This is a genomic window from Streptomyces lydicus, from assembly GCF_000717345.1.
GTDB classification, from domain to species: Bacteria; Actinomycetota; Actinomycetes; order Streptomycetales; family Streptomycetaceae; genus Streptomyces; species Streptomyces lydicus.
On sequence record NZ_JNZA01000002.1, the window covers coordinates 293,756 to 315,700 of the forward strand.

The window sequence follows — 21,945 nt, forward strand, 5'->3', positions numbered from 1 at the left end:
CACAGTGGTCATGCCGTTTCGTGAAGCAGGGCACGCAGGGCCCCGGTAATTGTGCCGGGTGGCGTGAATCAGGCGCGGAGCTCGTCGGCGAAGATGCGGTACGCCGCCGCGACCAGCTCTTCCAGGTCCCCTCCGGGCTCCGCCCGGTCCGTGCGGTAGAGGAGTCCGGTGGCGAGTTCGGCGGGGAAATCCACCACCGGCAGCACCACCACATTGTCCAGCCGGTAAAGCTGCATCGGGCTTTCCGCGGAAAGCATGGTCACCGAGAAGGCCATTCCGCCGGAAACCAGTTCCGAGGCGCCGGAATAGTCGGAGCTGTTGATGCGAAGACGCTTCTTCAGACCCGCCGAATGCAGCCGGGTGTCGATTTCGTCGAAAGCGGCGGGCATCGCCTCGGAGGCGGTGGCCACGTACGGGAGGTCCTTCAGCTCGTCCAGGGTGACCGACTCCCGGCCCGCGAACCGGTCGGCGGGCACCGCCGCACCGAGCCGCTCCCGCATGACCTCGATGACGCCCAGCGCGGGATCCGAGGCCGGCAGCCGGGCCAGGGCGAGCGCCAGCCGGCCGTCACGGACCGCCTCGGCGAGGCCGGTGGACCGGCCGGGCCAGCGCTTGAGCTCGTAGCTCTCCCGGCAGGCCGCCTCCAGGTCGCGGACCCGGGCCCGCAGCGCGGGGTGGACCCCGGACGGCATCCCTATGAGCAGGGTGGCGCGCTGCGGCCGGACCGCCTCACGCAGCCGCCAGGGAATGGAGTTGACCCGCTCCAGCACGTCACGGGCCATCGGCAGCAGGGCGGCACCGGCCGGGGTCAGCGCGACGTGGTGGGTGCTGCGCTCGAAGAGCGGCTGGCCCAGCTCGCGCTCCAGGTCCTTGATGCGCTGGCTCAGCGGAGAGGCCGCCATGTGCAACTTGCGTGCCGCCTGGGAGAAGTTCAGCTCTTCGGCAACCGCCACGAAGTAGCGCAGGTGCAGCATGTCCACGGAGCCACCGTACCCGTCAGTCCCCGGTGAGGCCGAGCAGCGAGGGGTCCTCGGCCAGCTCGCGGAAGGCCGCCCGCGGGTCCTTGAGCAGCTTGCGCTCGGTCAGGTCCAGCAGCCCGCACACCGCGCTCACCTCGGCGGCGACCGTCCCGTCCGTCTTCCGTACGGTCTGCTCGATCCGGAAGGTCTTGCCCTCCCCCCACACGAAGGCGCAGCTCACCTCGACCTCGTCGCCGGCCCGCAGCTCGCGCCGGTAGCGGATGGTGGTCTCGACGGTCACCGGGCCGACCCGCCGGTCCACCATGGTGCTCTGCCGGATACCGCTCGCCTGCAGCAGCGACCAGCGGGCGTGCTCGGCGTACTGCAGGTAGACGCTCTGGTTGAGATGGCCCTGGGTGTCCGTCTCGTAGCCGCGGACGGTGACGGCGACCGCGAATGCTTCCGTCGCCCCCTCCGAGGTGGCTCCTGCTGCTTCTGCCGCATCTGTCACGTCGTCGTCTCCCGCTCCCCCATGAGCACGGGCCGCGCCCGGCCACCCGCGCCTCTCCAGCCACTTGCTTCACATCGTAAGGCGGGGCCGTGGAGCGGTCGGCGGCGGTGGTCCTCAGGGGCTGCCCGTCTTCAGCCGCAGGTTCCACTTGGCCAGCGCCTCACCCACCGGCTGGAAGATGGTGATGGTGTCGCCGCCGAAGTTTCCGCACGTCGCGGCGCCGCCTCCGGAGTGCACGCCGATGGCCATCGGGGCGTTGGGCTGGGTGACGTACGAACCGCCCGAATCGCCGGGCGCGGAACAGGCGTTGGTGTACGAGAGCCCGTCGATGACGGTGGTGCCGTAGTCCACCGTCTGGTCGGCCCGGGTGATCTCGCCGCAGTGCCAGCCGCTGGACTGGCCGGAGTGGCAGATGGACATGCCGGTCAGGCCCTCCTGCGAGCCGGTGACCGGCACCGGGGCGCCGCCCTGGCCCGCCACGGCCGGGCTCAGCGTCCAGCCCGGCTGGTCGACCGTGACCAGCCCGTAGTCGCCCTCGCGCCCGTTGACGCTGTGCACCCCGCCCTGGTTGGAGGTCCCCAGCCGGCTGCCGTCCTTCCCGTACGCGGCCTGGTCCGGGGTGCGGGTGCAGTGACCGGCCGTCAGGAAGCCCTGGAAGTTGCCCGGTCCGGTCACCGAGAAGCCGACGGAGCAGATGCCTTCGCTGCCGGGCATCCAGCGTTCCCCACCGATGACCGTGCCGTCCTGCTGGCGCGGCGACTGGGCGCTGCGCTCCACGGTGACCGGGACCTTCGCCCGGCCGCCGAGGGCCCGCACGGTCTTCTCGAAGGCGTCGGTCCGCGCGGTGCGCCGGGTGCGGTCGATGCGGATCACCACACCGTTGGCGCGCTCGTCCACGCCCCAGCCGGTGACCCCGGGAACGCCCTTGCCGACCCGGCCGTTGATCTGCCGCACCAGCGCGCTGAGCACCGCGCGGCTGTGCCGGACGGTCTTGGGCAGCGCACCGGCGGCCCGGACCCGCTGGGCGTCGGCGGGCCCGGTGACCGCGACGACGAGCCGGCCGCTCCTCTTGTCGAACCACATCCCGGCCGGCGGGGCGGCCAGCGCCCGGCGTACCGCGGCCGCGGCCCGGTGCGCGTCGGCCTCCTGGGCGAGCCTGGTGCGCACCTGCTCGGCGGTGAGTCCGAGGTCCCGGCGCATCGCGTCGAGCATGCCGCGGGGCGAGGGCTGGGGCGTCGGCTCGTGCTGCGGCACGGCGCGCGCCGGGCTGAGCGGGCCGACGGCCGCCATGGCGGCGGCGACGGTCAGGCCACACAGCGCGGCCTTGCGGTTGCGGCGTTCCATCGGGGAGCTCCTCGCGGTGTCGAGTGCACGTCGGTCCGGTCCGTCGAGCGTGCGCGACACCGGGGCGGGCGGCACGGGGAGAGATCCCCGGCATGATGGGAGCGTGACGCCCGATCCCGGATCCCAAGTCCCCACCGCACACGGCCCGGTAGCGTTCGGGCAGCTGCCGGCGGCGCTGCGCAATGTGACCTACTCGGGTGCCCGCCATCCGGGAGCCGCAACACCTGAATGCCCGTCACACGGGCCGGACGGGACGCCCGATGCCGCCGGGCCGGCCGCGGCGGGCGCCCTCGCCGACCTGGCCCGGGGCGCCAACTGCCAGCGCTACGCCTACGCCGTGCTGCGCCACTTCGGCCTGCCGGTCCCGCCGTTGCGGTCGGCGGAGCTGTGGGCGGACGAGCGGGCGACCGTACGGGCCGGTGAGCCGCGGCCGCTGGACCTGGTGCTGTTCGACGCCGGTCCGGCCGGCGGCCGGCCCGAGGGGTACGGCGCCCACGTGGGCGTCCACCTGGGGCCCGACCAGGTGCTGCACCTGTGCCGGGAGGTCGGCCGGCCCACCGTGTGGCGGTACGCGGACTTCGCAGCGCGGGCCCGCTATGCGCGGCTGCTGGGGGTCAAGCGGGTGCGGCAGGCGACGGGCCGCTGCACGGACTGAGCGCGGGCCGGCGGCGCGGGAGGGTCCGTGTCCGGGGCTCAGAAGCCGCCGTCGCCGCCCCCGCCGAAACCGCCCCCGTCGAAGCCGCCGCCGTCACCGAAGCCGCCGCCGAACCCGCCGCCGAAGTCATCGGGGTTGAAGTCGGAGCCGGAGTAGTCACCGCCGTCGACGCCCCCGGGACCGCCGAAGTCCGCGCCGTAGGCGGGGGACGACATCATCACGTTGCCGAGCAGCGTGCCGACCAGGAGGCCGGGCAGCAGACCGCCGCCGAAGTAGCCGCCGGCCCAGGGGCCGTAGGCCGGACCCGCCTCCCAGTACGGGCGGTCGCCGCTCTCGGTGCGGACCGTACGGGCCAGCGGCTCCCGGCCGTCGTCCAGCCGGCTCTTGTCCGCCGCGCAGACCGGAACGGTACGCGCCGCGCCACCGGCCGGGGCCCACTGGACGTCGACGACGGACGGACCGTGCCGCGGGTCGAAGAAGCACGGCAGCCGGCGCTCGGGCAGCGGCCGGCCCTCGCGCCGCGCGGCCAGGGTGGCCAGCGAGAACCGGCCGTCCTCCAGCGCCTTGGTCACCCCCTGCACGTCACCGGGGTGCTCGGCCGCCGCCATCGCCGACTTGGCCGACTCGTAGGCGTCCAGCGCATGGCTGTAGTCCGCGCGCATCGCGTCGTCCGCGCCGGGCTCACCGGGGTTGAAGTCGAGCCGGTCCAGTTCCTCGCCGAAGGCGGTGATGTCCTCGTCGACGACGACCCGCAGGTCCTCCAGCGCGGCCCGCTCCTCCTCGGCCCGCCGCTTGCGGGTGCGGCGGACCAGGGCGTACGCGCCCCCGCCGCCCACGACCAGCAGGACGCCCAGGCCGATCGCCGTGCCGGTGTCGACGCCGGAGCCACCGGTGCTGCCCCAGGAGTCGGGGGCGTGGCCGTTGGCCGACCGGGTCGCCGAGTCGACGAAGCTGTTCAGGCGCTCGTCGACCGTCGGGTACTGGGAGCGCTTCACCGAGCCGACGAGGTTCTGCACCGAACTGCGCGGCATCACCCGGGGGTCGGCGCCGGCGTTGAAGCCGTTGCCGAGTTCGACCGCGTAGACGCCGCTGATGCCGACCTTGGTCCGCAGATCCCGCAGCAGCGTGCCGGGCTGGTACTCGGCGGCGCGCGGCAGCACGGCGACGAAGACCGGCTTGTCCGCGTCCTTGATCTTCTTGGCCAGCGCGTCGGCCTGGGCGGCGGAGAGCTGGCCGGAGGCGCGCGGATCGACGTAGACCGGGCGCTTCTTCAGGGCGGTCGCCGCCTCGTCGAGGCCGCCCGCGGCCCGGGCGCCGGGCGCCAGCAGGGCGGCCACCGCCAGCAGCGCGGCGACCAACAGCACGACCGGTCCGATCAGCCCACGACGAGTTGCGGTGTTCATGGGTTCGACGCTACCCGAACGGCACTTTCCAGACATCACCGGTCCGGTGATCCTTCCGGTCCGGCCGCCGGGATTCTCTCCCGCCACCGAGGGCCTGTCGCGCCGGAAATGACCATCCAGGTGATCGCTCCGCGCGTCGTTTTTGGCGTCCCGAGTGCCGGGGATGCTCCGGCTCGTCCCTCCCCCGAGGAAACGAGGAGACGATGTCCAGGGCCGCTTCGATAGCCACCAATCTGGCCGTCGCCGTCGCCGCCACCGCCGTCGGCTGCACGGTGGTCGTCACACTCACCCCCGGGCATCCCGCCCCGGACCCGGTCAAGCCGGCGGCCCGCAGCGCCCTGGCCGCGGCGACCGGACACCCGGGCGCGGCGGCGCGGGCCGCGACCTCCGCGCTCGGCGCGGGTGCCACGGACCCCGAGGCCGAGCTGCTCGCCACGCCCGTGGCGGGCCGGATCGAGGTGACCGCGCCGCAGGCCGGGGTGAACTTCAAGTCGAACGGCAGCTCCGTCGTGGCCTGGACGAACACCACGGGCCAGCAGGTGGACATCTGGCTGAACGCGGACATGGGCCACGGCCGTACCCAGCGGATGGGCCTGGTCGCGACCAAGGCGGGCGCCGGCCGCACCGGCGAGGCGATCGTGACGCTGCCCCGGGTGCCGCCGGGCCCGCACTACTTCCTGGAAGTGGTGGCCGGTGACGGCGCGGTCCGCGGCTTCAGCCGGACCTTCGCCGTCACCGAATGACCGGTGTCCTACGGCGCGTCCAGACCGACCAGCCCGGCGAGTGCCTCCCGGTGGCGGCCCGGCGACCCCAGCGCGAGCTCGTCGCTCTTGGCCCGCTTGAGGAAGAGATGCGCCGGGTGTTCCCACGTCATCCCGATGCCGCCGTGCAGCTGGACGCACTCCTCGGCGGCGCGCACCGCGACCGGCGCGCAGTACGCCTGGGCGACCGCCACCGCCACCGCGGCGTCGGGGCTGCCGGTGGCCAGCGCGTCCGCGGCGTTACGGGCGGCGGCGCGGGCCGAGGCGACCTCCAGCCACAGAGCGGCCATCCGGTGCTTGAGCGCCTGGAACGAACCGACGGGGCGGCCGAACTGGGTGCGCTCGGCGGTGTGCCGCACGGTCTCGGTCAGACACCACTCGGCGACGCCCAGCTGTTCGGAGGCGAGCAGCCCGGCGCCGGTGAGCAGGGCGCGTTCGACCGCCGCGCGGGCGCGGTCCCCGGCGGCGAGGAGGCGGCCCCGGGCGCCGTCGAGGGTGAGGTGGCCCAGGGGGCGGGTGAGGTCGAGCGGGGTGACGGCCTCGGTGCGGACGCCGTCCGCGGCGGCCTCGACCGCGTGCAGCTCCGGACCGTCGGGCCCCTGCGCCAGGACGAGCAGCAGCTCGGCGGCCGCGACGTCGGCGACCGAGGTCACCCGGCCGGTCAGCACGCCGGCCGGGTCGGCCCGTACGGCCGGCTCCGGCAGCCCGCCCGGTGCGGTCGGCAGCGGGAGGGCGAGCACGCCGACGGTGCGGCCCTCGGCGAGCGCGGCGAGCGGTGTGGCGACCTCCTCCCGGTCGTGGTCGAGGGCGAGCAGCGCGGTCACCGCGATGACCGCGCTGGTCAGGTACGGGACGGGCGCGACCGAGCGGCCCAGTTCCTCCATCACGACGGCGGCCTCACGGGTGCTCGCGCCCGCCCCGCCGAGCTTTTCCGGCACCAGCAGGCCCGCGGTGCCGATGCCGGTGGCGAGCGCCCGCCACAGTCCGGTGTCGTAGGGGACGTCCGACTCCAGGCCGGCGAGCACGGTGGCCGGGTCGCTGCGATCGGCGAGCAGCGACCGGACGGCGTCGCGCAGCGCGTCCTCGTCCTCGGAGTAGAGGAGGTCGGGGTCGGGCGTCGGGGCGGCCGACGGGCGGGTCTCGGCGGTCATCGGGGGAGGTCCTTCCACGCGACGTCCTTGTCGGTGCGCGGCTCGGGCGGCAGGCCCAGCACGCGTTCGGCGACGATGTTGAGCAGCACTTCGGAGGTGCCTCCTTCGATGGAGTTCCCCTTGGCGCGCAGATAGCGGTAGCCGGCCTCGCGTCCGGTGAAGTCGACGCCGTCGGGGCGGCGCATCGTCCAGTCGTCGTAGGTCAGTCCGTCCTCCGCGAGGAACTCCACCTCCCAGCCGCTGATCTCCTGCGCGAGGCGGGCGAAGGCCAGCTTCATGCCGCTGCCCTCGGGGCCGGGCTGGCCCTTGGTCAGCTGCTGGCGCAGCCGCTCGCCGGTGAGCCGGGCGACCTCGGCGTCCACCCACAGCTTCAGCAGCCGCTGGTGCAGGTCGTGGGTGCGCAGTGCGGGGCGGGCGCGCCAGTCGGCGGCGGCGACGCCGATCATGCCGCCTTCGCGGGGGATGCGGGAGCCGCCGATGGCGACCCGCTCGTTCATCAGCGTGGTCTGGGCGACCTTCCAGCCCTCGCCGACCGCGCCGAGGCGGTGGGCGTCGGGGATCCGGACACCGGTCAGGAAGACCTCGTTGAACTCGGCCTCACCGGTGATCTGCCGCAGCGGCCGCACCTCGACGCCGGGGTCGGTCATGTCGCAGATGAAGTAACTGATGCCGCGGTGCTTGGGCACGTCGGGGTCGGTGCGGGCGATCAGGATGGCCCAGCGGGCCAGGTGTGCGCTGGACGTCCAGACCTTCTGTCCGTCGACGACCCAGCCTCCCTCGTCATCCCGTACCGCGCGGGTCGCCAGCGCCGCCAGGTCGGAGCCGGCGCCCGGCTCGCTGAAGAGCTGGCACCACACTTCCTCGCCGGTCCACAGGGGGCGCAGGAAGCGCTGCTTCTGCTCGTCGGTGCCGAACCGGAGGACGGTGGGCGCGGCCATGCCGAGGCCGATGCCGATCCGGCCGGGGTCGTTGTCGGGGGCGCCGGCGGCCGCCAGTTCCGCGTCCACCACCGCCTGCAGGGACCGCGGCGCGTCCAGCCCGCCGAGGCCGGCCGGGAAGTGGACCCAGGCGAGTCCGGCGTCGAAGCGGGCGCGGAGGAACTCCAGCCGGTCGGTGGTGGCGGGCGGGTGCGCGGCCAGCAGCTCGGCGGTGCGGCGGCGCAGGTCCTGGGCGTCGGTCATCGGGTCGCCTCCGCTCCGGGGACCACCACGAGCCGGCCGACGGAGGTGCCGTCGGCGACCCGCTGCACGGCCTCGGCGGCCTCCGCGAGCGGAACCCGTCCGCCGATCAGCGGCTTGATCACGCCCTGTGCGGCGAGCTTGGTCAGCTCCTCGTGGCAGGCGTCGACGGCGGCCGGGTCCTTGGTGTTGTACAGGCCCCAGTGGAGGCCCAGGATCGCGTAGTTCTTCACGAGGGCGTGGTTGAGCGCCGGGCTGGGGATGCTGCCGCCGGCGAAGCCGACGACGACGATGCGGCCCTCGAAGGCGATGCACTTGACGGACTTGGCGTACGCGTCGCCGCCCACCGGGTCGTAGACGACGTCCGCGCCGCGGCCGCCGGTGGCCTCCTTGACGGCGGCGACGAGGTCGTCAGAGCGCCGGTCCAGGACCAGGTCACAGCCGAGTTCCCGGGCGGTGCGGGCCTTGTCCGCGCCGCCCACCACGCCGATGACCTGCGCGCCGGCGGCCTTGCCGAGCTGTACGGCGGCGCTGCCGACGCCCCCGGCCGCGGCGTGCACCAGCAGCGTCTCGCCCGCCCGGAGACGGGCCCTGCGGTGCAGTCCGAACCAGCCGGTCTGGTAGCCGATGTGGAGGGCGGCGGCCTCGGCGTCGTCCAGGGCCTCGGGGGCGGGGCGGACCGTCGCCGCGTCGACGACCGCGAGCTCGGCGAAACCGCCGTCCGGAAGGGGTGGCTGGGCCAGCACCCGTGCGCCCACCTCGCCGGCCGCGCCGTCCCCCGCGGCGAGCACCTCACCGCAGATCTCCACGCCCGGGGTGAAGGGCAGCGGCGGCCGGACCTGGTAGTGGCCACGGCACAGCAGCGCGTCCGGGAAGTTGACGTTGGCGGCCCGCACCCGCAGCAGCAGTTGCCCCGGCCCCGGCTGGGGGTCCGGCACCTCCTCCAGCCGCATCACTTCACGCGGCTCTCCGTTCGCGTGTACGCGCCATGCCTTCACCTGGTGCCTCCAGTGACCTTGGATACGCGGGTGGGGCGGAGGGCGCACCGGCCCCTCGCCAGCGACATACTAAGCGGTCGGTATCACGTACGGAACCGTCTCCGTCGAGTCTTGGCCACCTCGTCCGCCCCCGGCCCGCCCGTACCGCTCCCCCCGACCCTGGTACTGACAGGGTCAGGCTCCCGCCCGCCCGATGGCGGAGACTGCCGGCATGGACTCACCCGCCACGGACTCCCCCAACACGCTGGGGAACTTTCTGCGCACCCGCCGCGCCCGGCTCCGGCCCGAGGACGTCGGGGTGGTCTCCTACGGGGCGCGGCGCCGGGTACCGGGCCTGCGCCGCGAGGAGCTGGCGCAGCTGGCCGGGGTCAGCGTCGCGTACTACACCCGCCTCGAACAGGGTCAGAGCCACAACGCCTCGGAGGGGGTGCTGGACGCCCTGGCCCGCGCGCTGCGACTGTCCGCCGACGAGCGGGCCCATCTGCGGGCGCTGGCCCGGCCCGTCAGGGCCCGCCGCCGCCCGGCCGTCCGCCACGACAAGGCGCGCCCCGGGGTACGGCAGTTGCTCGCCGCCGTGGCGGGCGTACCGGCCGTCGCGCTCGGTCCGCGGTTCGAGATCCTCGCGTGGAACCGGCTGGGGCACGCCCTGCTCGCCGGGCACCTCGACGTCGACAGCCCCGACCGCCCGCTGGACCGCCCCAACGCGCAGCGGATGCTCTTCCTCGACCCGCACACCCGGGAGCTGTACCCGGACCGGGACCAGGAGGTCCGGCGCGCCGTCTCCGCCCTGCGGGTGACCGCCGGGCAGCATCCGGACGATCCTCAGCTCACCGAGCTGATCGGCGAGTTGTCGATGAAGTCCACCGAGTTCGCCGCCCTGTGGTCCCGGCACGTGGTGAGCAACTGCACCTTCGGCACCAAGCGGTTCCACCATCCGCTGGTGGGCGGACTGGAGCTGGATTTCGAGATGCTGCAGACGCCGGACGGCTCCGGGCAGGGCGTGCTGATGTACACCGCCGCGGAGGGCTCGCCGTCCGAGGCGGCGCTACGCCTGCTCGCCGCGGAGCGCGGACCAGAACCCCGGGTCCTCGAACCCGAGCGCCCATAGGCCGGTCCCCCGCACCCCGTACTTCCGCAGCAGCGGCAACTGGGCCCGCACGCCCCGGGCGTCCTGGTACCAGACCTCGTGCGGCACGCCGTCCTTCTCGTAGACGAAGTGCGGGGTGCCCGACGCCGCGTCGAAGAGGTACTCGGCGTCCTCCCGCTCGCGCAGCGCCTCGGCTTCCTTCCAGGTCAGGTGGGCGGCATGGCCCTTGATCCCGGTGACCCAGTCCCAGCCGTAGCCCGGGAAGGCCACCTCGATCTTGTGCCGGGGGATGGTGTCGGTGGCGTAGCGCAGGAACTCGTCGTACCAGTCCCGGGCGGACAACGGGCCCGCCTCGCCACCCGACCAGTGCAGGTCGTAGCCCATGATCCGGACCCGGTCGGCGTACCGGCCGAGCTTCTCGTAGTCGAACGCCGTGCCGGAGCCGCGGACCCGGGCGAGCACGGTGACCACACACTGCTTGTCGCGGGCGTGCAGCCGGGCGCACAGCTGCTTCACGAGCGCGTTGTAGCCGGTGCGGACCCGCTCGCGGGCCTCCTTGTCCCCGGTGAGCGCCATCGCTTCGTAGTCGAGGTCGAGGCCGTCGTACGCGCGGCTCGCCACCAGGTCCAGCAGGGTGTCCACGTGCAGCCGCCGTCGCTCGGGGTCGTGCATCAGGGCGGCCATCTTCTCGGCGCCGAGGGTCTCGGTCACCGTCGGCACGACGTCGATCCCGGCGTCGTGCAGCCCGTCGATGATGCCGCGCCGGCCCGCCCCCTGATGGCCCGTGACGACGTCGTCGGACGAGGTCTGGTACCAGAAGGGGCTGACGGTGTGCAGCTGGGAGGCGTGCCGCAGGGCGTCGCGATAGGCGGCGTCGACATCACCCCAGTAGGGCAGCCAGGCCGAGACGGTGCGCCCGCGGGCCCTGGGTGACTCGGCGGCCGCGGCGGCCGGGGCGAGCGGCCCGGCGAGCACCGCGAGGGCCAGCAGAAGCGCGAGGGCGGCGCGCTTCCGGGTTCCTGAGGGGTGGTCCATGTCCCGAGCGTCACCCGGGCCGGTGACTGACGCACCGTCAAACAGTCCGAACGGGGCGGCCGTCGCGCACTCAGCGGACATCCGTCCCCGCGGACACCTCCGGGGCCCTGGCCCGCCGACGGCGGCGGCGGCGGGAGCGGAGTGCGGCGCCCAGACCGGCGGCCACCGCCGCCGCCACGAGTTGCGCGGGGAGCTGCGTGAGCAGGCCGTGTGCGAGTTCGGACAGCAGGTGGTTGAGTTGGCGGGACATGGTGTGCTTTCTGACGGTGCCGGAAGGGGAATCGTCGGGCACTCCGGTCGCCTGGGGGCGCCGCGACAACGTGGGGACCACGGTGTCCCGGCTCCCCCCGGCCTATCCACTTGTCCGGGCCCGCGCGGGAACAAGCCCGGACAAGCCAGCCGCGGGAGAGGGACGGGCACGCTGCGATGGGCGGGGGAAGAAGGACACGGCCCTGGGGGCCGCTGCGAGGTGCGTCGGAGCGGGACAACCAGCTGGCGACGACACTGCGCGAATGGCTCGACGCCGCCGGACTGAAGGTCGACGACCTGCGGGCCTGTCTGCGGCCGGAACACTTCGTCCGTCAGACCGTGCCGTCCCGCACCACCGTGTCGGACCGGCTGGCCGGTGTGAACCTGCAGTGGGACTTCGTGGAAGCGGTGGCGGACGCCTGCTCCGGCGACGCCCGGCAGTGCGCCCGGCTGCTGGCCGAGGCGCGGGCGCTGCTCGCCCGGTTGCCCCCGGCGGCTCCGTCCGGGGGCACCGACCGCCACCCGGCGGCCGCACCGGAGCCGGCGCGGCGCGAGGCCCCGGCCCGGACCGCGGAGCTGGTCGCGGCGCAGCGGCAGGCGCTGGCCCTCTCCGACAAGCTGTTACGGGCGATGGAGCGCTCCGCCGAGCTGGAGCAGGCCCGTAACAGCGCCAACCACATGGTGCTGATCCTGCTGGCCATGGTCGACACGCTGCGGCGCGACATCGCGACGCTGACCGCCGAGCGGGAGCGGGTGCGGGCCGCACGGAAGGACCAGGAGCTGCTCCGCGTCCGGGAGCGCCTCCAGCGCAGCGAGGCCCAGCGGTCCACGGCGGAATCGGAACTGACCCGGGCCCGCGCCGAGCGGGAGAAGGCCGACCGGCTGGCGGAGCGGGCCGCCGAGCAGGTACGGGCCCTGCGGGCGGAACTCGACGGCCTGCGCGGCCGGCCCGGGGAGCCGGCGCCGCCCGCCACCCGGTCCGCCGGGCCGCCGGACGCGGGCGACGACATCGACCGCGCCCTGTTCAAGGCCGCGCGGACCCTGGACGGCGAGGCCGACCACCTCCAGCGGCTGGCGGCCGGGCTGCCCGGCGGTCACGCCCCGGACATCCCCGCCACCTGGGACGACGGCCCGGACATCGCCCCGGACAACTCGGCCTCCACCGGTCCGGTACCGGCGGGTCCGGTCAACTCCGGCGCGGACGCGGGAGACGCGTTGTCCGGGCGCACGACCGGACAAGTGGACCCGGGCCGCCCCGGCGCCGGCCAGGAGGTCGCCGCCCTCGTGTCGGAACGCGTGCGGGCCGGCGATTGGGAGGGGCTGAACAGCGTCTTCCGTTCCATCGGCCGGAACGGGTCGGCCGACCAAGTGCTGGCTCTGGTACGGACGCTCGCCCCGGAGGACGCGTACCCGCTGCTGGCCGCGGTCGGCGGGGCCCGTCCCGCCAAGCCGTTCCGCGAAGTGCTGGACACCCTGCGCGCCGCCGGCCGCGACGCGGAGGTCCGCCAGATCCTCACCGCGGTGGGCCGGCACCGGGCGGTGCGGGAATTCCCGCTGGTCTTCTCGGCCCTGAAAGGGGGTCAGGGCGATGTCTCGCGGCCCTTCGCCCAGGAGCACGACATCCAGTGGGTGCTGGAGAGCCTGGTCCGGGAGCGTCCGGCCGAGGTGCAGGCCGTCTTCGACCGGCTCGTGCTCACCAGAAGGGAACACGAGGCCGACTGGCTGTGGCGTCTCGCCCGCCCGGTGATGGCCCTGGCGCCCCGGAGCACCGCCGCGCCGGCTCCGGCTGCCCCCGGCAGCCCCGCGCGGGACGCCACCGCCTCCGACTGGTTCGCGCCGCGCCGCCCGCTCGGTGACCCGAGCCGGTCCCGGAATCCCTCACCGGTGGAGACGACCCTGACCACCCGGATCAAAATCAACATCCCCGGAACCCGCCCCCTCCCGCCCGTCGTCGTACGGAAACCGGCGGACCTCCGCGACGCCGGCACCGAGTGAGCGACGAGTGCGGCGCGATACGGCAGTCTGTAGCGCCGTAACCTCCGGATCGAGGATGAGGAGCGAGTCCCATGCGCATCGTGGTCAGTGAATTCATGAGCCTGGACGGCGTCGTGCAGGCCCCGGGCGGGCCGGCGGAGGACACCGACGGCGGCTTCGCCCACGGCGGCTGGTCGCACCGGTTCTTCGACCCGGAGGTGATGGGGCCGGCCATCGGTGAGGCGATGGGCAAGGCCGAGGCGCTGCTCTTCGGGCGCCGCACCTGGCAGACGATGGCCGCGGCGTGGCCCGGGCGGGCCGGCGACCCGTTCGCCGACCAGATGAACGCCATCCCGAAGTACGTGGTGTCCGACACCCTGGGCGATGACGAGCTGACCTGGAACAACACCACCCGCATCGCCGGCAGCACCGTCCTCGGCAGACTCCGGGAGCTGCGCGCAACCGAGGGCGGCGATCTGTCGGTCCTGGGGAGCCCCACCCTCGTGCGGAGCCTGCTGCGCGAGGGCCTGGTCGACGAGCTGCTGCTCATGATCATGCCGGTGGTCCTCGGCGGCGGGAAGCGGATCTTCCCCGAGGACGGCGTGCTGCACACCCTGGAGCTGGTCTCCGCCGTCACCGGCAGCACGGGCGTGCAGGTGTGCACCTACCGGCCGGCCGCCGAGGGGTGACCGGGGCGCGGCGGCCCGGCACGCCACCGCGTCGCGTCATCCCGCCGGCGCGCTCTGCCGCCGCCCCTCGCCGGGCACCCCGGGCCCGGTGGCCTCGATCCGGCCCGCGGCGATGCCCTCCGCGAGGGACAGCCGGCCGTCCGCGAGGGCCGCGCAGGTCGCGGCGTCCAGGCGCAGCCGGACGTCGGGGTGCGCGGCGGGGCCCTCCGCGTAGCCGGGGTCGGCGGCGTCGAGGCGGACGTGGAACTCCCCCTCGTCCAGGGCGATGTCGACCACCGCCACGCCTTCCGGGAAGTGCCCGGCGAGCCGCGCGAGGAGCGGCACCGCGAACCAGTGGGCGCGCACCGCGTCGGTCGGCCGCTTCTCGTCCAGCGCGGGTGCGCCCCAGTCGGCGAGCGCGGTGAGGGCGGGCAGCAGGGCGCGACCGCGGGCAGTGAGTTCGTAGACGTACGCGGCTCCGGGCGGGGCGAGCCGGCGGCGGGTGACCAGCTCGTCCCGTTCCATGTCCTTCAGCCGGGAGGCGAGCATGTCCGTGCTGACGCCCGGCAGGTCGGCGTGCAGGTCGGTGTAGCGCCGGGAGCCGCCCAGCAGTTCCCGGACGATCAGGAGCGTCCAGCGGTCGCCGACGGCGTCCAGGGCTCGGGCGACGGCGCAGTACTGGTCATAACTTCGGCGCGGCATGACACCAGCATAGACAGAAGTTGGACTTTCCAAGTGGCCACTTGGTAAAACCAAGTAGGGTGAGACGAAGTGCTGCCGCGCCGCGCGGTGGGCGAGGGACCGGGAGGCCGCCGCATGCAGTTCAAGCAGTCCAGCAAGATGGCCGACGTCTGCTACGAGATCCGCGGGCCGGTGATCGAGCACGCCGACGCGCTGGAGGAGGCCGGCCACAGCGTGCTGCGGCTGAACACCGGCAATCCCGCGCTGTTCGGCTTCGAGTGCCCCGAGGAGATCCTCCAGGACGTGATGCGCAATCTCTCCCGCGCACACGGCTACACGGAGTCCCGCGGCATCCTCTCGGCCCGCCGCGCGGTGGCCCAGCACTACCAGCAGAACGGGCTGCCGGACGTCGGCGTCGACGACATCTATCTCGGCAACGGCGTCTCGGAACTCGTCTCGATGGCGGTGCAGGCGCTCCTCGACGACGGCGACGAGGTGCTGATCCCGGCCCCCGACTTCCCCCTGTGGACGGCGGTCACCACGCTGGCCGGCGGCAAGGCCGTGCACTACCTGTGCGACGAGTCCGCCGACTGGCTGCCGGACCTCGACGACCTCGCCTCGAAGATCACCGACCGGACCCGGGCGATGGTCATCATCAACCCCAACAACCCCACCGGCGCCGTCTACCCCCGCGAGCTGCTGGAGGGCATGCTCGACCTCGCCCGGCGCCACCAGCTGATGGTCTTCGCCGACGAGATCTACGACCGGATCCTCTACGACGACGAGGTCCACCACCACGCCGCGGTGCTCGCTCCCGACCTGGTGTGCCTGACCTTCAGCGGGCTGTCCAAGTCCTACCGCGTGGCCGGATTCCGCTCCGGCTGGCTGGTGGTCTCCGGCCCCAAGCAGCACGCCGCCGACTACCTGGAGGGCCTGGACACCCTCGCCTCCATGCGGCTGTGCCCGAACGCGCCCGCGCAGTACGCCATCCAGGCGGCACTCGGCGGCCGGCAGTCCATCAAGGACCTGGTGCTGCCCGGCGGCCGGCTGCGCGAACAGCGGGACGTGGCCTGGGAGCGGCTCAACGAGATCCCGGGCGTCTCCTGCGTCAAGCCCAAGGGCGCGCTCTACGCCTTCCCGCGCCTCGACCCCGCCGTGCACAAGATCCACGACGACGAGAAGTTCGTGCTGGACCTGCTGCTGCGGGAGAAGATCCAGGTCGTCCAGGGCACCGGCTTCAACTGGCCGCGCCCCGACCACTTCCGCATCCTCACCCTGCCGCACGCCGACGACCTCGACGCGGCGATCAGCCGGATCGGCCGCTTCCTGGCGGGCTACCGCCAGTAGGGCCCGCCACCCCGCTCCCCGACCCCTGCCCCTGAGCCCCGCCGGCTCACCCCAACGGCCGTACGCCGTCCCCGCCCCCGTCCGCCGCCGGCCGGTCCGGTCAGGGGGCGCACAGGCGTGCAGGAAGGCCGTCCTGGCGGCAGGAGGGCGCCGCGGTACCGTGGAGAGGTCCCTCACTCCGGACCGGCCGGTCTCCCCGCCGCGGCCCGCCCGGCGCCCTCGCTCCGGCCGACGCGCCCTTGAGCGCACGGCGCGCAGCCGATTAGGTGGAGGGCGGCAATCCTGCCGCGACCCCACGAGGGAGAGGGATTCCATGCCCGTACGGCCTGCAGTCACGGAAGCGGAGCTTGAAGCGCACCTGCACGGCATATGCTTCAAGACGGGCCCACCGCGCCGTATCGGCGTCGAGATCGAATTCCTGGTCCACGACGCGCGCAACCCCCGATGTCCGGTCGAACCCGACCGGCTGCACGCAGCTGCCGACGCGCTGCGCGCACTGCCGCTCCGCTCCCTGCTGACCTTCGAACCCGGCGGTCAGCTGGAACTGAGTTCGCAGCCCGCCACCTCCCTGACCGAGTGCATCGAGTCCGTGACGGCCGATCTCGCACTGGTACGCCCCGCCATGCGGGCGCGGGGCCTGGGAATGGCCGGCCACGGTCACAACCCGTGGCACCCACCACGCCGGGTACTGACCGACCCCCGCTACAACGCCATGGAGGCGTACTTCGACCGCTGGGGTGACGCCGGGCGGTCCATGATGTGCGCCACCGCGTCCGTGCAGGTGTGCGTGGACGCCGGGTACGAGGAGCCGGGACCGCTCGGGCACGGCCGGCGCTGGCTGCTGGCCCATCTGCTGGGCGCGGTGCTGGCCGCGGCGTTCGCCAATTCTCCGACCAGTGAGGGCTGCCCCACCGGCTACCGCACCACCCGCCAGCTCATCTGGTCCCAGCTCGACCCGGCCCGTACGCTCGCCCCGCCGCTGGGACCGGACCCGCGCACCGCCTGGGCCCGCTACGTCCTGGACGCACCGGTGATGTGCATCCGCACCGACGGCGGGTCCTGGGACGCGCCGGAGGGGCTCACCTTCCGGGACTGGGTCCGTACCGGCGTGCCCCGGCCCCCCACCCAGGAGGACCTCGACTACCACCTCACCACGCTCTTCCCGCCCGTACGGCCGCGCGGCCATCTGGAGCTGCGCATGATCGACGCCCAGTCGGGCGACGCCGGGTGGGTGGTGCCGCTGGCCGTGACGGCCGCGCTGTTCGACGACCCGGAGGCCGCCGAGCGGGCCTACCGCACGGTCAAGGCGCTGGCCGAGACGGCGGGTCAGCGGCCGGCGCCGCGCAATCCGCTGTGGCGGCGGGCCGCCCGCGGGGGGCTGACCGATCCGGAGCTGCACGCCGCGGCGGTGGCGTGTTTCGCCGCGGCCGAGGAGGCGCTGCCGCGGCTCGGCGCCTCCCCGGAGGTGCGTGCGGCAGTCGCGGAGTTCACCGAGCGCTATGTGGCGCGCGGCCGCTGTCCCGCGGACGACCACCTCGACGCCCTGTACGCCGCGGAGAGCGACGACCTCATTCCTGGGAAGGACAGCCAGTGACCATCGATCCCGAGCTCCTTCGTGAGCGGGCGGCCTCGGCACTGCTCGCCGCCCGCGACCGCACCCGCCTGCTGACCACCTGCGTCGAGCATCCCGATCTCGTCGCGCAGCACTCCCCGTTGATGTCCCCGCTGGTGTGGGACCTGGCGCACATAGGCAACCAGGAGGAGCAGTGGCTGCTGCGCACCGTCGGCGGCCGTGACGCGCTGCGGCCGGACATCGACTCCGTCTACGACGCCTTCGAGCATCCGCGTGCCGCACGCCCCTCTCTGCCGCTGCTGGCGCCGGACGAGGCGCACGGCTATGTCGCCGAGGTCCGCGGCCGGGTACTGGACATCCTCGAAAGCGCCCCGCTGCACGGCGGTCCGCTGCTGGACTCCGGCTTCGCCTTCGGCATGATCGCCCAGCACGAGCAGCAGCACGACGAGACCATGCTCATCACGCACCAGCTGCGCCGCGGGCCGGCCGTGCTCACCGCCCCCGAGCCGCCGCCCCCGTCCGACGAGATCATCCCGGCCGAAGTCCTCGTCCCCGGCGGGCCGTTCCTCATGGGGACGTCCACCGAGCCCTGGGCGCTGGACAACGAACGGCCCGCGCACCGCCGCCTGGTGCCCGCCTTCCTGATCGACACCACACCGGTCAGCAACGGCGCCTACCAGCGGTTCATCGAGGCCGGCGGCTACGACGACCCGCGCTGGTGGGAGCCGGCGGGCTGGGCACAGGTGCAGGAGCACAAGCTGCGGGCCCCGCTGTTCTGGAAGCGGGACGGCGGCCAGTGGCTGCGCCGGCGGTTCGGGGTGACCGAGCCGGTGCCGCCGGACGAGCCGGTGCTGCACGTCAGCTGGTACGAGGCGGACGCCTACGCCCGCTGGGCGGGCCGGCGGCTGCCGACCGAGGCCGAGTGGGAGAAGGCCGCCCGCCACGACCCGGCGACCGGCCGGGCCATGCGCTACCCCTGGGGCGACGAGGACCCCACTCCGGCGCACGCCAACCTCGGCCAGCGGCATCTGCGGCCGGCCGCGATCGGCAGCTATCCCGACGGCCAGTCGCCGCTTGGCGTACGGCAGTTGATCGGCGATGTGTGGGAGTGGACGGCGAGCGACTTCCTGCCCTACCCGGGCTTCGCCGCGTTCCCCTACCGGGAGTACTCGGAAGTGTTCTTCGGCGACGAGTACAAGGTGCTGCGCGGCGGGTCGTTCGCGGTCGACCCGGTCGCCTGCCGGGGCACCTTCCGCAACTGGGACCTGCCGGTCCGGCGGCAGATCTTCTCCGGGTTCCGTACCGCCCGGGACGCCGACCCGATGGCGGAAGCATGAGGCCCGCGACCCGGGAGGCGGTCAGCTGATGTGTCGTCATATCGCTTATCTGGGGCCGGAGATACCCTTCGGCCAGATCGTGCTGGACCCCCCGCACGGCCTGTACCGGCAGTCGTGGGCGCCGCGCCGCCAGCGGTACGGCACGGTCAACGCGGACGGGTTCGGCGTCGGCTGGTACGCGCCGGGTGACCCGGTGCCCGCCCGCTACCGGCGGGCCGGGCCGATCTGGGCCGACGAGCAGCTGCCCGACCTGGCACGGGTGGTGCGCACCGGCGCGCTGCTGGCCGCCGTACGGGACGCCACCGTGGCCGGGGCCGACGCGGAGGCGGCCGCCGCGCCGTTCGCCGCCGGGCGCTACCTCTTCAGCCACAACGGCGCGGTGACCGGCTGGCCGGACTCCCTGGCGCCGCTGGCCGCCGAGCTGCCACCGGAGGAGCTGCTGCGGCTCCAGGCGCGCTGCGACGCGGCGTTCGTGTGGGCGCTGGTCCGGCACCGGCTGACGCGCGGCGACGAGCCCGGCGAGGCGCTGGCCGAAACGGTCACGTCCGTCGCCGCGGCCGCACCCGGCTCCCGGCTCAACCTGCTGCTGACCGACGGCACCTCCATCACCGCCACCACCTGGGGCGACACCCTGTTCCACCTCGCCATTCCCGGCGGCGGCCGGGTGGTCGCCGCGGAGCCGTACGACGATTCCCCCCACTGGACCGAGGTCCCCGACCGCACCCTGCTGCGCGCCACCCGGACCGATGTCCACCTCACCCCGCTCAAGGAGCCCGCCACGTGAGCCCCCTCAGCATCACCCGCACCCTCCCTGCCGACGCCACCGCGGCCGCGCTGCGCGCCGATGTCGCCCAGGGCCTGTCCCGCACCCCCAAGCAGCTGCCGCCCAAGTGGTTCTACGACGCCCGCGGCAGCGAACTGTTCGAAGAGATCACCAAACTGCCCGACTACTACCCGACCCGCGCCGAGCGGGAGATCCTGCTCACCCGCGCCGACCACATCGCCGCGGCCACCAACGCGCGCACGCTGATCGAGCTGGGCTCCGGGTCCTCCGACAAGACCCGCCACCTCATCGGCGCGCTGACCGGCCTGCAGACCTATGTGCCCGTCGACGTCAGCGAGTCCGCGCTGGCCGCGGCCGGCGAGGCGCTGCTCTCCGAGCACCCCGGGCTCACCGTGCACGCCCTGGTCGCCGACTTCCAGCAGGGCCTCGCGCTGCCCGACACGCCCGGTCCCCGGCTGCTCGCCTTCCTCGGCGGCACCCTGGGAAATCTGCTGCCCGAGGAGCGCGCCGCCTTCCTGCACGCCGTGCACGCCGCGCTCTCCCCGGGGGACGCCCTGCTGCTCGGCACCGACCTCGTCAAGGACGAGGCCACGCTGGTGGCGGCGTACGACGATCCGCAGGGGGTGACGGCCGCGTTCAACAAGAACGTGCTGCAGGTCATCAACCGTGAGCTGGGCGGCGACTTCGACCCCGCGGACTTCGACCACGTCGCGCTGTGGAACGCCGAGCACGAGTGGATCGAGATGCGGCTGCGGGCCCGCAAGGAGCTGACCGTCAAGATTCCCGGCGTGGATCTGGCGGCGACCTTCGCGGCCGGTGAGGACGTACGGACCGAGGTCTCGGCGAAGTTCCGGGAGGACGGCGTACGCACCGAACTGGCGGCGGCCGGAATGGAGTTGACCAACTGGTGGACGGACAGCGCGGACCGCTTCGCGCTGTCGCTGTCCTTCCGCGCCTGACCGCTCGCGTCGTTTCCGGCCGGTGTGCCCCTCGGCACACCGGCCGGGTGTCATGTCCGCGGCCAGTGTGGTTCCATGCCTCGACCGCAGCGGCGCACCGGCATGCCCGGTGCGCCGCACGCAGACTCGACGGCAGGGGAAGCGGATGGGACAGGGGCCGGGAACGGGGCTGGATCGACGGGGGTTCCTCAGAGGGGCGGCCGGACTGTCGGCCGCCGGTGTGCTGGCGGGACTCGGCAGCGGGGCGTTCACGGCGGACGCCGCGGTCCGCCGGCGCTCCGCGCCCGCCACACTCTCCGTACAGGACTGGATGTCGGCGCTCCCGGACAGCACGCCCGTCCAGCGCCTCACGATCCCCGGCACCCATGACTCCGGCGCCCGGATCGGCGGCCCGTGGGTCGCCTGCCAGAACACCGCCGTCGACGCCCAACTGGCCTCCGGCATCCGCTTCCTGGACGTCCGCTGCCGGGCCGTCGACAACGTCTTCGCCATCCATCACGGCGCCTTCTACCAGCAGCTGATGTTCGGCGACGTGCTCAACGCCTGCCGGGCGTTCCTGCAGGCGCACCCCACCGAGACCGTGCTGATGCGGGTCAAGCAGGAGTACTCCGAGGTCAGCGCCGAGGAGTTCCGCCGGATCTTCACCCTCTATCTGGACGACAAGGGCTACCGCCCGCTCTTCCGGCTGGACGGCGGCCTGCCGGCTCTCGGCCAGGCACGCGGAAAGGTCGTGCTGCTGGCGGACTCCGACGGCCTGGGCGGCGTCCGCTACGGCGATCCGCAGCTGTTCGACATCCAGGACGACTACATGGCGGAGCCGTTCGGGAAGTGGCCCAAGGTCGAGGCCCAGTTCCGCAAGGCCGTCGGCCAGCCGGGCAAGCTGTTCGTCAACTACGTCAGCACCGCCGCGCTGCTCCCCCCGCGGTCCAACGCCGACCGCCTCAACCCCCAGGTCAAGGGGCTTCTGGAGGGCTCGGAGGGCAGTTCCTGGACGGGGCTGGGCATCGTGCCGATGGACTTCCCGAACGAGTTCGGGCTGGCGGAGACGCTGATCCGGCACAACGCGGCGGCGAGCCGGATGCGGCTGACGCCGTGACCGGGAGCCGGGTGCGGCTGACGCCATGACCGGGGGCCGGGGCCGGCCGGGGAGGTCACCCGATCGGCCCAGCCCCCGCCCGCCCTGTCGGTGCGGCTCGGCCCGCGGGCGTCCCGTACCGGCCTGCCGGGCATCGCGGCAGGCCACCGCCGTACCGCTCTTCGGGCTTCGCGTGCGCTGATCCGCCCGGGTGAC

20 protein-coding genes and 1 pseudogene are annotated in these 21,945 nt (G+C 73.8%); 11 read left to right on the forward strand and 10 right to left on the reverse strand.

The genetic code is table 11. The features are described from left to right. Window positions 1–68: 68 nt before the first annotated feature. From OO62_RS02785 to OO62_RS02795, 3 genes are all read right to left on the reverse strand, one after another. On the reverse strand, window positions 69–974 hold the full coding sequence (locus tag OO62_RS02785) for a LysR family transcriptional regulator (RefSeq protein WP_228332692.1): 906 nt from the start codon (window positions 972–974) through the stop codon (window positions 69–71). Window positions 975–996: 22 nt separating this feature from the next. Beyond that, window positions 997–1,470 carry an acyl-CoA thioesterase gene (locus tag OO62_RS02790; protein WP_051732582.1) on the reverse strand — a complete coding sequence of 158 codons (474 nt, stop codon included), beginning with the start codon at window positions 1,468–1,470 and terminating at the stop codon, window positions 997–999. A gap of 114 nt (window positions 1,471–1,584) precedes the next feature. Continuing rightward, complete coding sequence (locus tag OO62_RS02795; protein ID WP_033265491.1) at window positions 1,585–2,814, reverse strand: S1 family peptidase; 1,230 nt, start codon at window positions 2,812–2,814, stop codon at window positions 1,585–1,587. Between the two features lie 103 nt (window positions 2,815–2,917). Between OO62_RS02795 and OO62_RS02800 the strand changes: the two genes are divergently transcribed. Then, complete coding sequence (locus OO62_RS02800) at window positions 2,918–3,469, forward strand: cell wall hydrolase (RefSeq protein WP_033265492.1); 552 nt, start codon at window positions 2,918–2,920, stop codon at window positions 3,467–3,469. Window positions 3,470–3,507: 38 nt separating this feature from the next. On the opposite strand, the gene OO62_RS02805 is transcribed toward OO62_RS02800, so the two are convergent. Continuing rightward, a complete protein-coding gene (locus OO62_RS02805) occupies window positions 3,508–4,872 on the reverse strand; it encodes a hypothetical protein (protein WP_033265493.1) in 1,365 nt (454 codons plus the stop codon). A 203-nt stretch (window positions 4,873–5,075) separates the two neighbouring features. Between OO62_RS02805 and OO62_RS02810 the strand changes: the two genes are divergently transcribed. After that, window positions 5,076–5,615, forward strand: a complete 540-nt coding sequence (locus OO62_RS02810) for a hypothetical protein (RefSeq protein ID WP_063738964.1) — start codon at window positions 5,076–5,078, stop codon at window positions 5,613–5,615. An 8-nt stretch (window positions 5,616–5,623) separates the two neighbouring features. On the opposite strand, the gene OO62_RS02815 is transcribed toward OO62_RS02810, so the two are convergent. Genes OO62_RS02815 through OO62_RS02825 form a run of 3 tightly spaced genes read right to left on the reverse strand, consistent with a single transcriptional unit; the run spans window position 5,624 to window position 8,915 of the window. Then, window positions 5,624–6,784, reverse strand: coding sequence for an acyl-CoA dehydrogenase family protein (locus tag OO62_RS02815; RefSeq protein WP_033265494.1), 1,161 nt, complete (start codon window positions 6,782–6,784; stop codon window positions 5,624–5,626). Continuing rightward, entirely contained in the window at window positions 6,781–7,965 is a 1,185-nt protein-coding gene (locus OO62_RS02820; protein WP_033265495.1) for an acyl-CoA dehydrogenase family protein, read from the reverse strand. The genes OO62_RS02815 and OO62_RS02820 overlap by 4 nt, the downstream gene beginning before the upstream one ends. Then, on the reverse strand, window positions 7,962–8,915 hold the full coding sequence (locus OO62_RS02825) for an NADPH:quinone oxidoreductase family protein (protein ID WP_228332581.1): 954 nt from the start codon (window positions 8,913–8,915) through the stop codon (window positions 7,962–7,964). Before OO62_RS02825 ends, OO62_RS02820 begins: the two co-directional genes overlap by 4 nt. A 256-nt stretch (window positions 8,916–9,171) precedes the next feature. Here OO62_RS02825 and OO62_RS02830 point away from each other — a divergent pair, with 256 nt between their 5' ends. After that, window positions 9,172–10,068 (forward strand): helix-turn-helix transcriptional regulator, encoded by an 897-nt coding sequence (locus OO62_RS02830; protein ID WP_033265497.1) that lies wholly within the window; start codon window positions 9,172–9,174, stop codon window positions 10,066–10,068. On the opposite strand, the gene OO62_RS02835 is transcribed toward OO62_RS02830, so the two are convergent. Together OO62_RS02835 and OO62_RS02840 are read right to left on the reverse strand one after the other, a co-directional pair. Continuing rightward, window positions 10,006–11,082 carry a glycosyl hydrolase family 18 protein gene (locus tag OO62_RS02835; protein WP_033265498.1) on the reverse strand — a complete coding sequence of 359 codons (1,077 nt, stop codon included), beginning with the start codon at window positions 11,080–11,082 and terminating at the stop codon, window positions 10,006–10,008. The genes OO62_RS02830 and OO62_RS02835 overlap by 63 nt on opposite strands. A 70-nt stretch (window positions 11,083–11,152) precedes the next feature. Continuing rightward, complete coding sequence (locus tag OO62_RS02840) at window positions 11,153–11,332, reverse strand: hypothetical protein (protein WP_033265499.1); 180 nt, start codon at window positions 11,330–11,332, stop codon at window positions 11,153–11,155. A 176-nt stretch (window positions 11,333–11,508) separates the two neighbouring features. On the opposite strand from OO62_RS02840, the pseudogene OO62_RS02845 reads away from it, so the two are divergent. After that, window positions 11,509–13,296, forward strand: a pseudogene (locus tag OO62_RS02845) (hypothetical protein); the annotation flags it as partial. Window positions 13,297–13,397: 101 nt separating this feature from the next. Further along, window positions 13,398–13,994 (forward strand): dihydrofolate reductase family protein, encoded by a 597-nt coding sequence (locus OO62_RS02850; RefSeq protein ID WP_033265501.1) that lies wholly within the window; start codon window positions 13,398–13,400, stop codon window positions 13,992–13,994. 36 nt (window positions 13,995–14,030) lie between these two features. Here the strand turns inward: OO62_RS02850 and OO62_RS02855 are convergent, their stop codons facing one another. After that, window positions 14,031–14,675 (reverse strand): winged helix-turn-helix transcriptional regulator, encoded by a 645-nt coding sequence (locus OO62_RS02855; RefSeq protein ID WP_033265502.1) that lies wholly within the window; start codon window positions 14,673–14,675, stop codon window positions 14,031–14,033. Between the two features lie 114 nt (window positions 14,676–14,789). Between OO62_RS02855 and OO62_RS02860 the strand changes: the two genes are divergently transcribed. From OO62_RS02860 to OO62_RS02885, 6 genes are all read left to right on the forward strand, one after another. Then, window positions 14,790–16,001 carry a pyridoxal phosphate-dependent aminotransferase gene (locus OO62_RS02860; RefSeq protein WP_033265503.1) on the forward strand — a complete coding sequence of 404 codons (1,212 nt, stop codon included), beginning with the start codon at window positions 14,790–14,792 and terminating at the stop codon, window positions 15,999–16,001. A gap of 313 nt (window positions 16,002–16,314) precedes the next feature. Next, the gene (egtA, locus tag OO62_RS02865; protein ID WP_033265504.1) at window positions 16,315–17,595 is read left to right on the forward strand and encodes an ergothioneine biosynthesis glutamate--cysteine ligase EgtA; all 1,281 of its coding nucleotides are present in this window, start codon (window positions 16,315–16,317) and stop codon (window positions 17,593–17,595) included. Continuing rightward, window positions 17,592–18,911 carry an ergothioneine biosynthesis protein EgtB gene (egtB, locus tag OO62_RS02870; RefSeq protein WP_033265505.1) on the forward strand — a complete coding sequence of 440 codons (1,320 nt, stop codon included), beginning with the start codon at window positions 17,592–17,594 and terminating at the stop codon, window positions 18,909–18,911. Before egtA ends, egtB begins: the two co-directional genes overlap by 4 nt. A 28-nt stretch (window positions 18,912–18,939) precedes the next feature. Further along, window positions 18,940–19,695, forward strand: a complete 756-nt coding sequence (egtC, locus tag OO62_RS02875; protein ID WP_033265506.1) for an ergothioneine biosynthesis protein EgtC — start codon at window positions 18,940–18,942, stop codon at window positions 19,693–19,695. Beyond that, on the forward strand, window positions 19,692–20,654 hold the full coding sequence (egtD, locus tag OO62_RS02880; RefSeq protein ID WP_033265507.1) for an L-histidine N(alpha)-methyltransferase: 963 nt from the start codon (window positions 19,692–19,694) through the stop codon (window positions 20,652–20,654). Before egtC ends, egtD begins: the two co-directional genes overlap by 4 nt. 145 nt (window positions 20,655–20,799) lie before the next feature. Beyond that, window positions 20,800–21,750: a phosphatidylinositol-specific phospholipase C gene (locus tag OO62_RS02885; RefSeq protein WP_033265508.1), complete on the forward strand. Its 951-nt coding sequence runs from the start codon at window positions 20,800–20,802 to the stop codon at window positions 21,748–21,750. Window positions 21,751–21,945 lie beyond the last annotated feature (195 nt).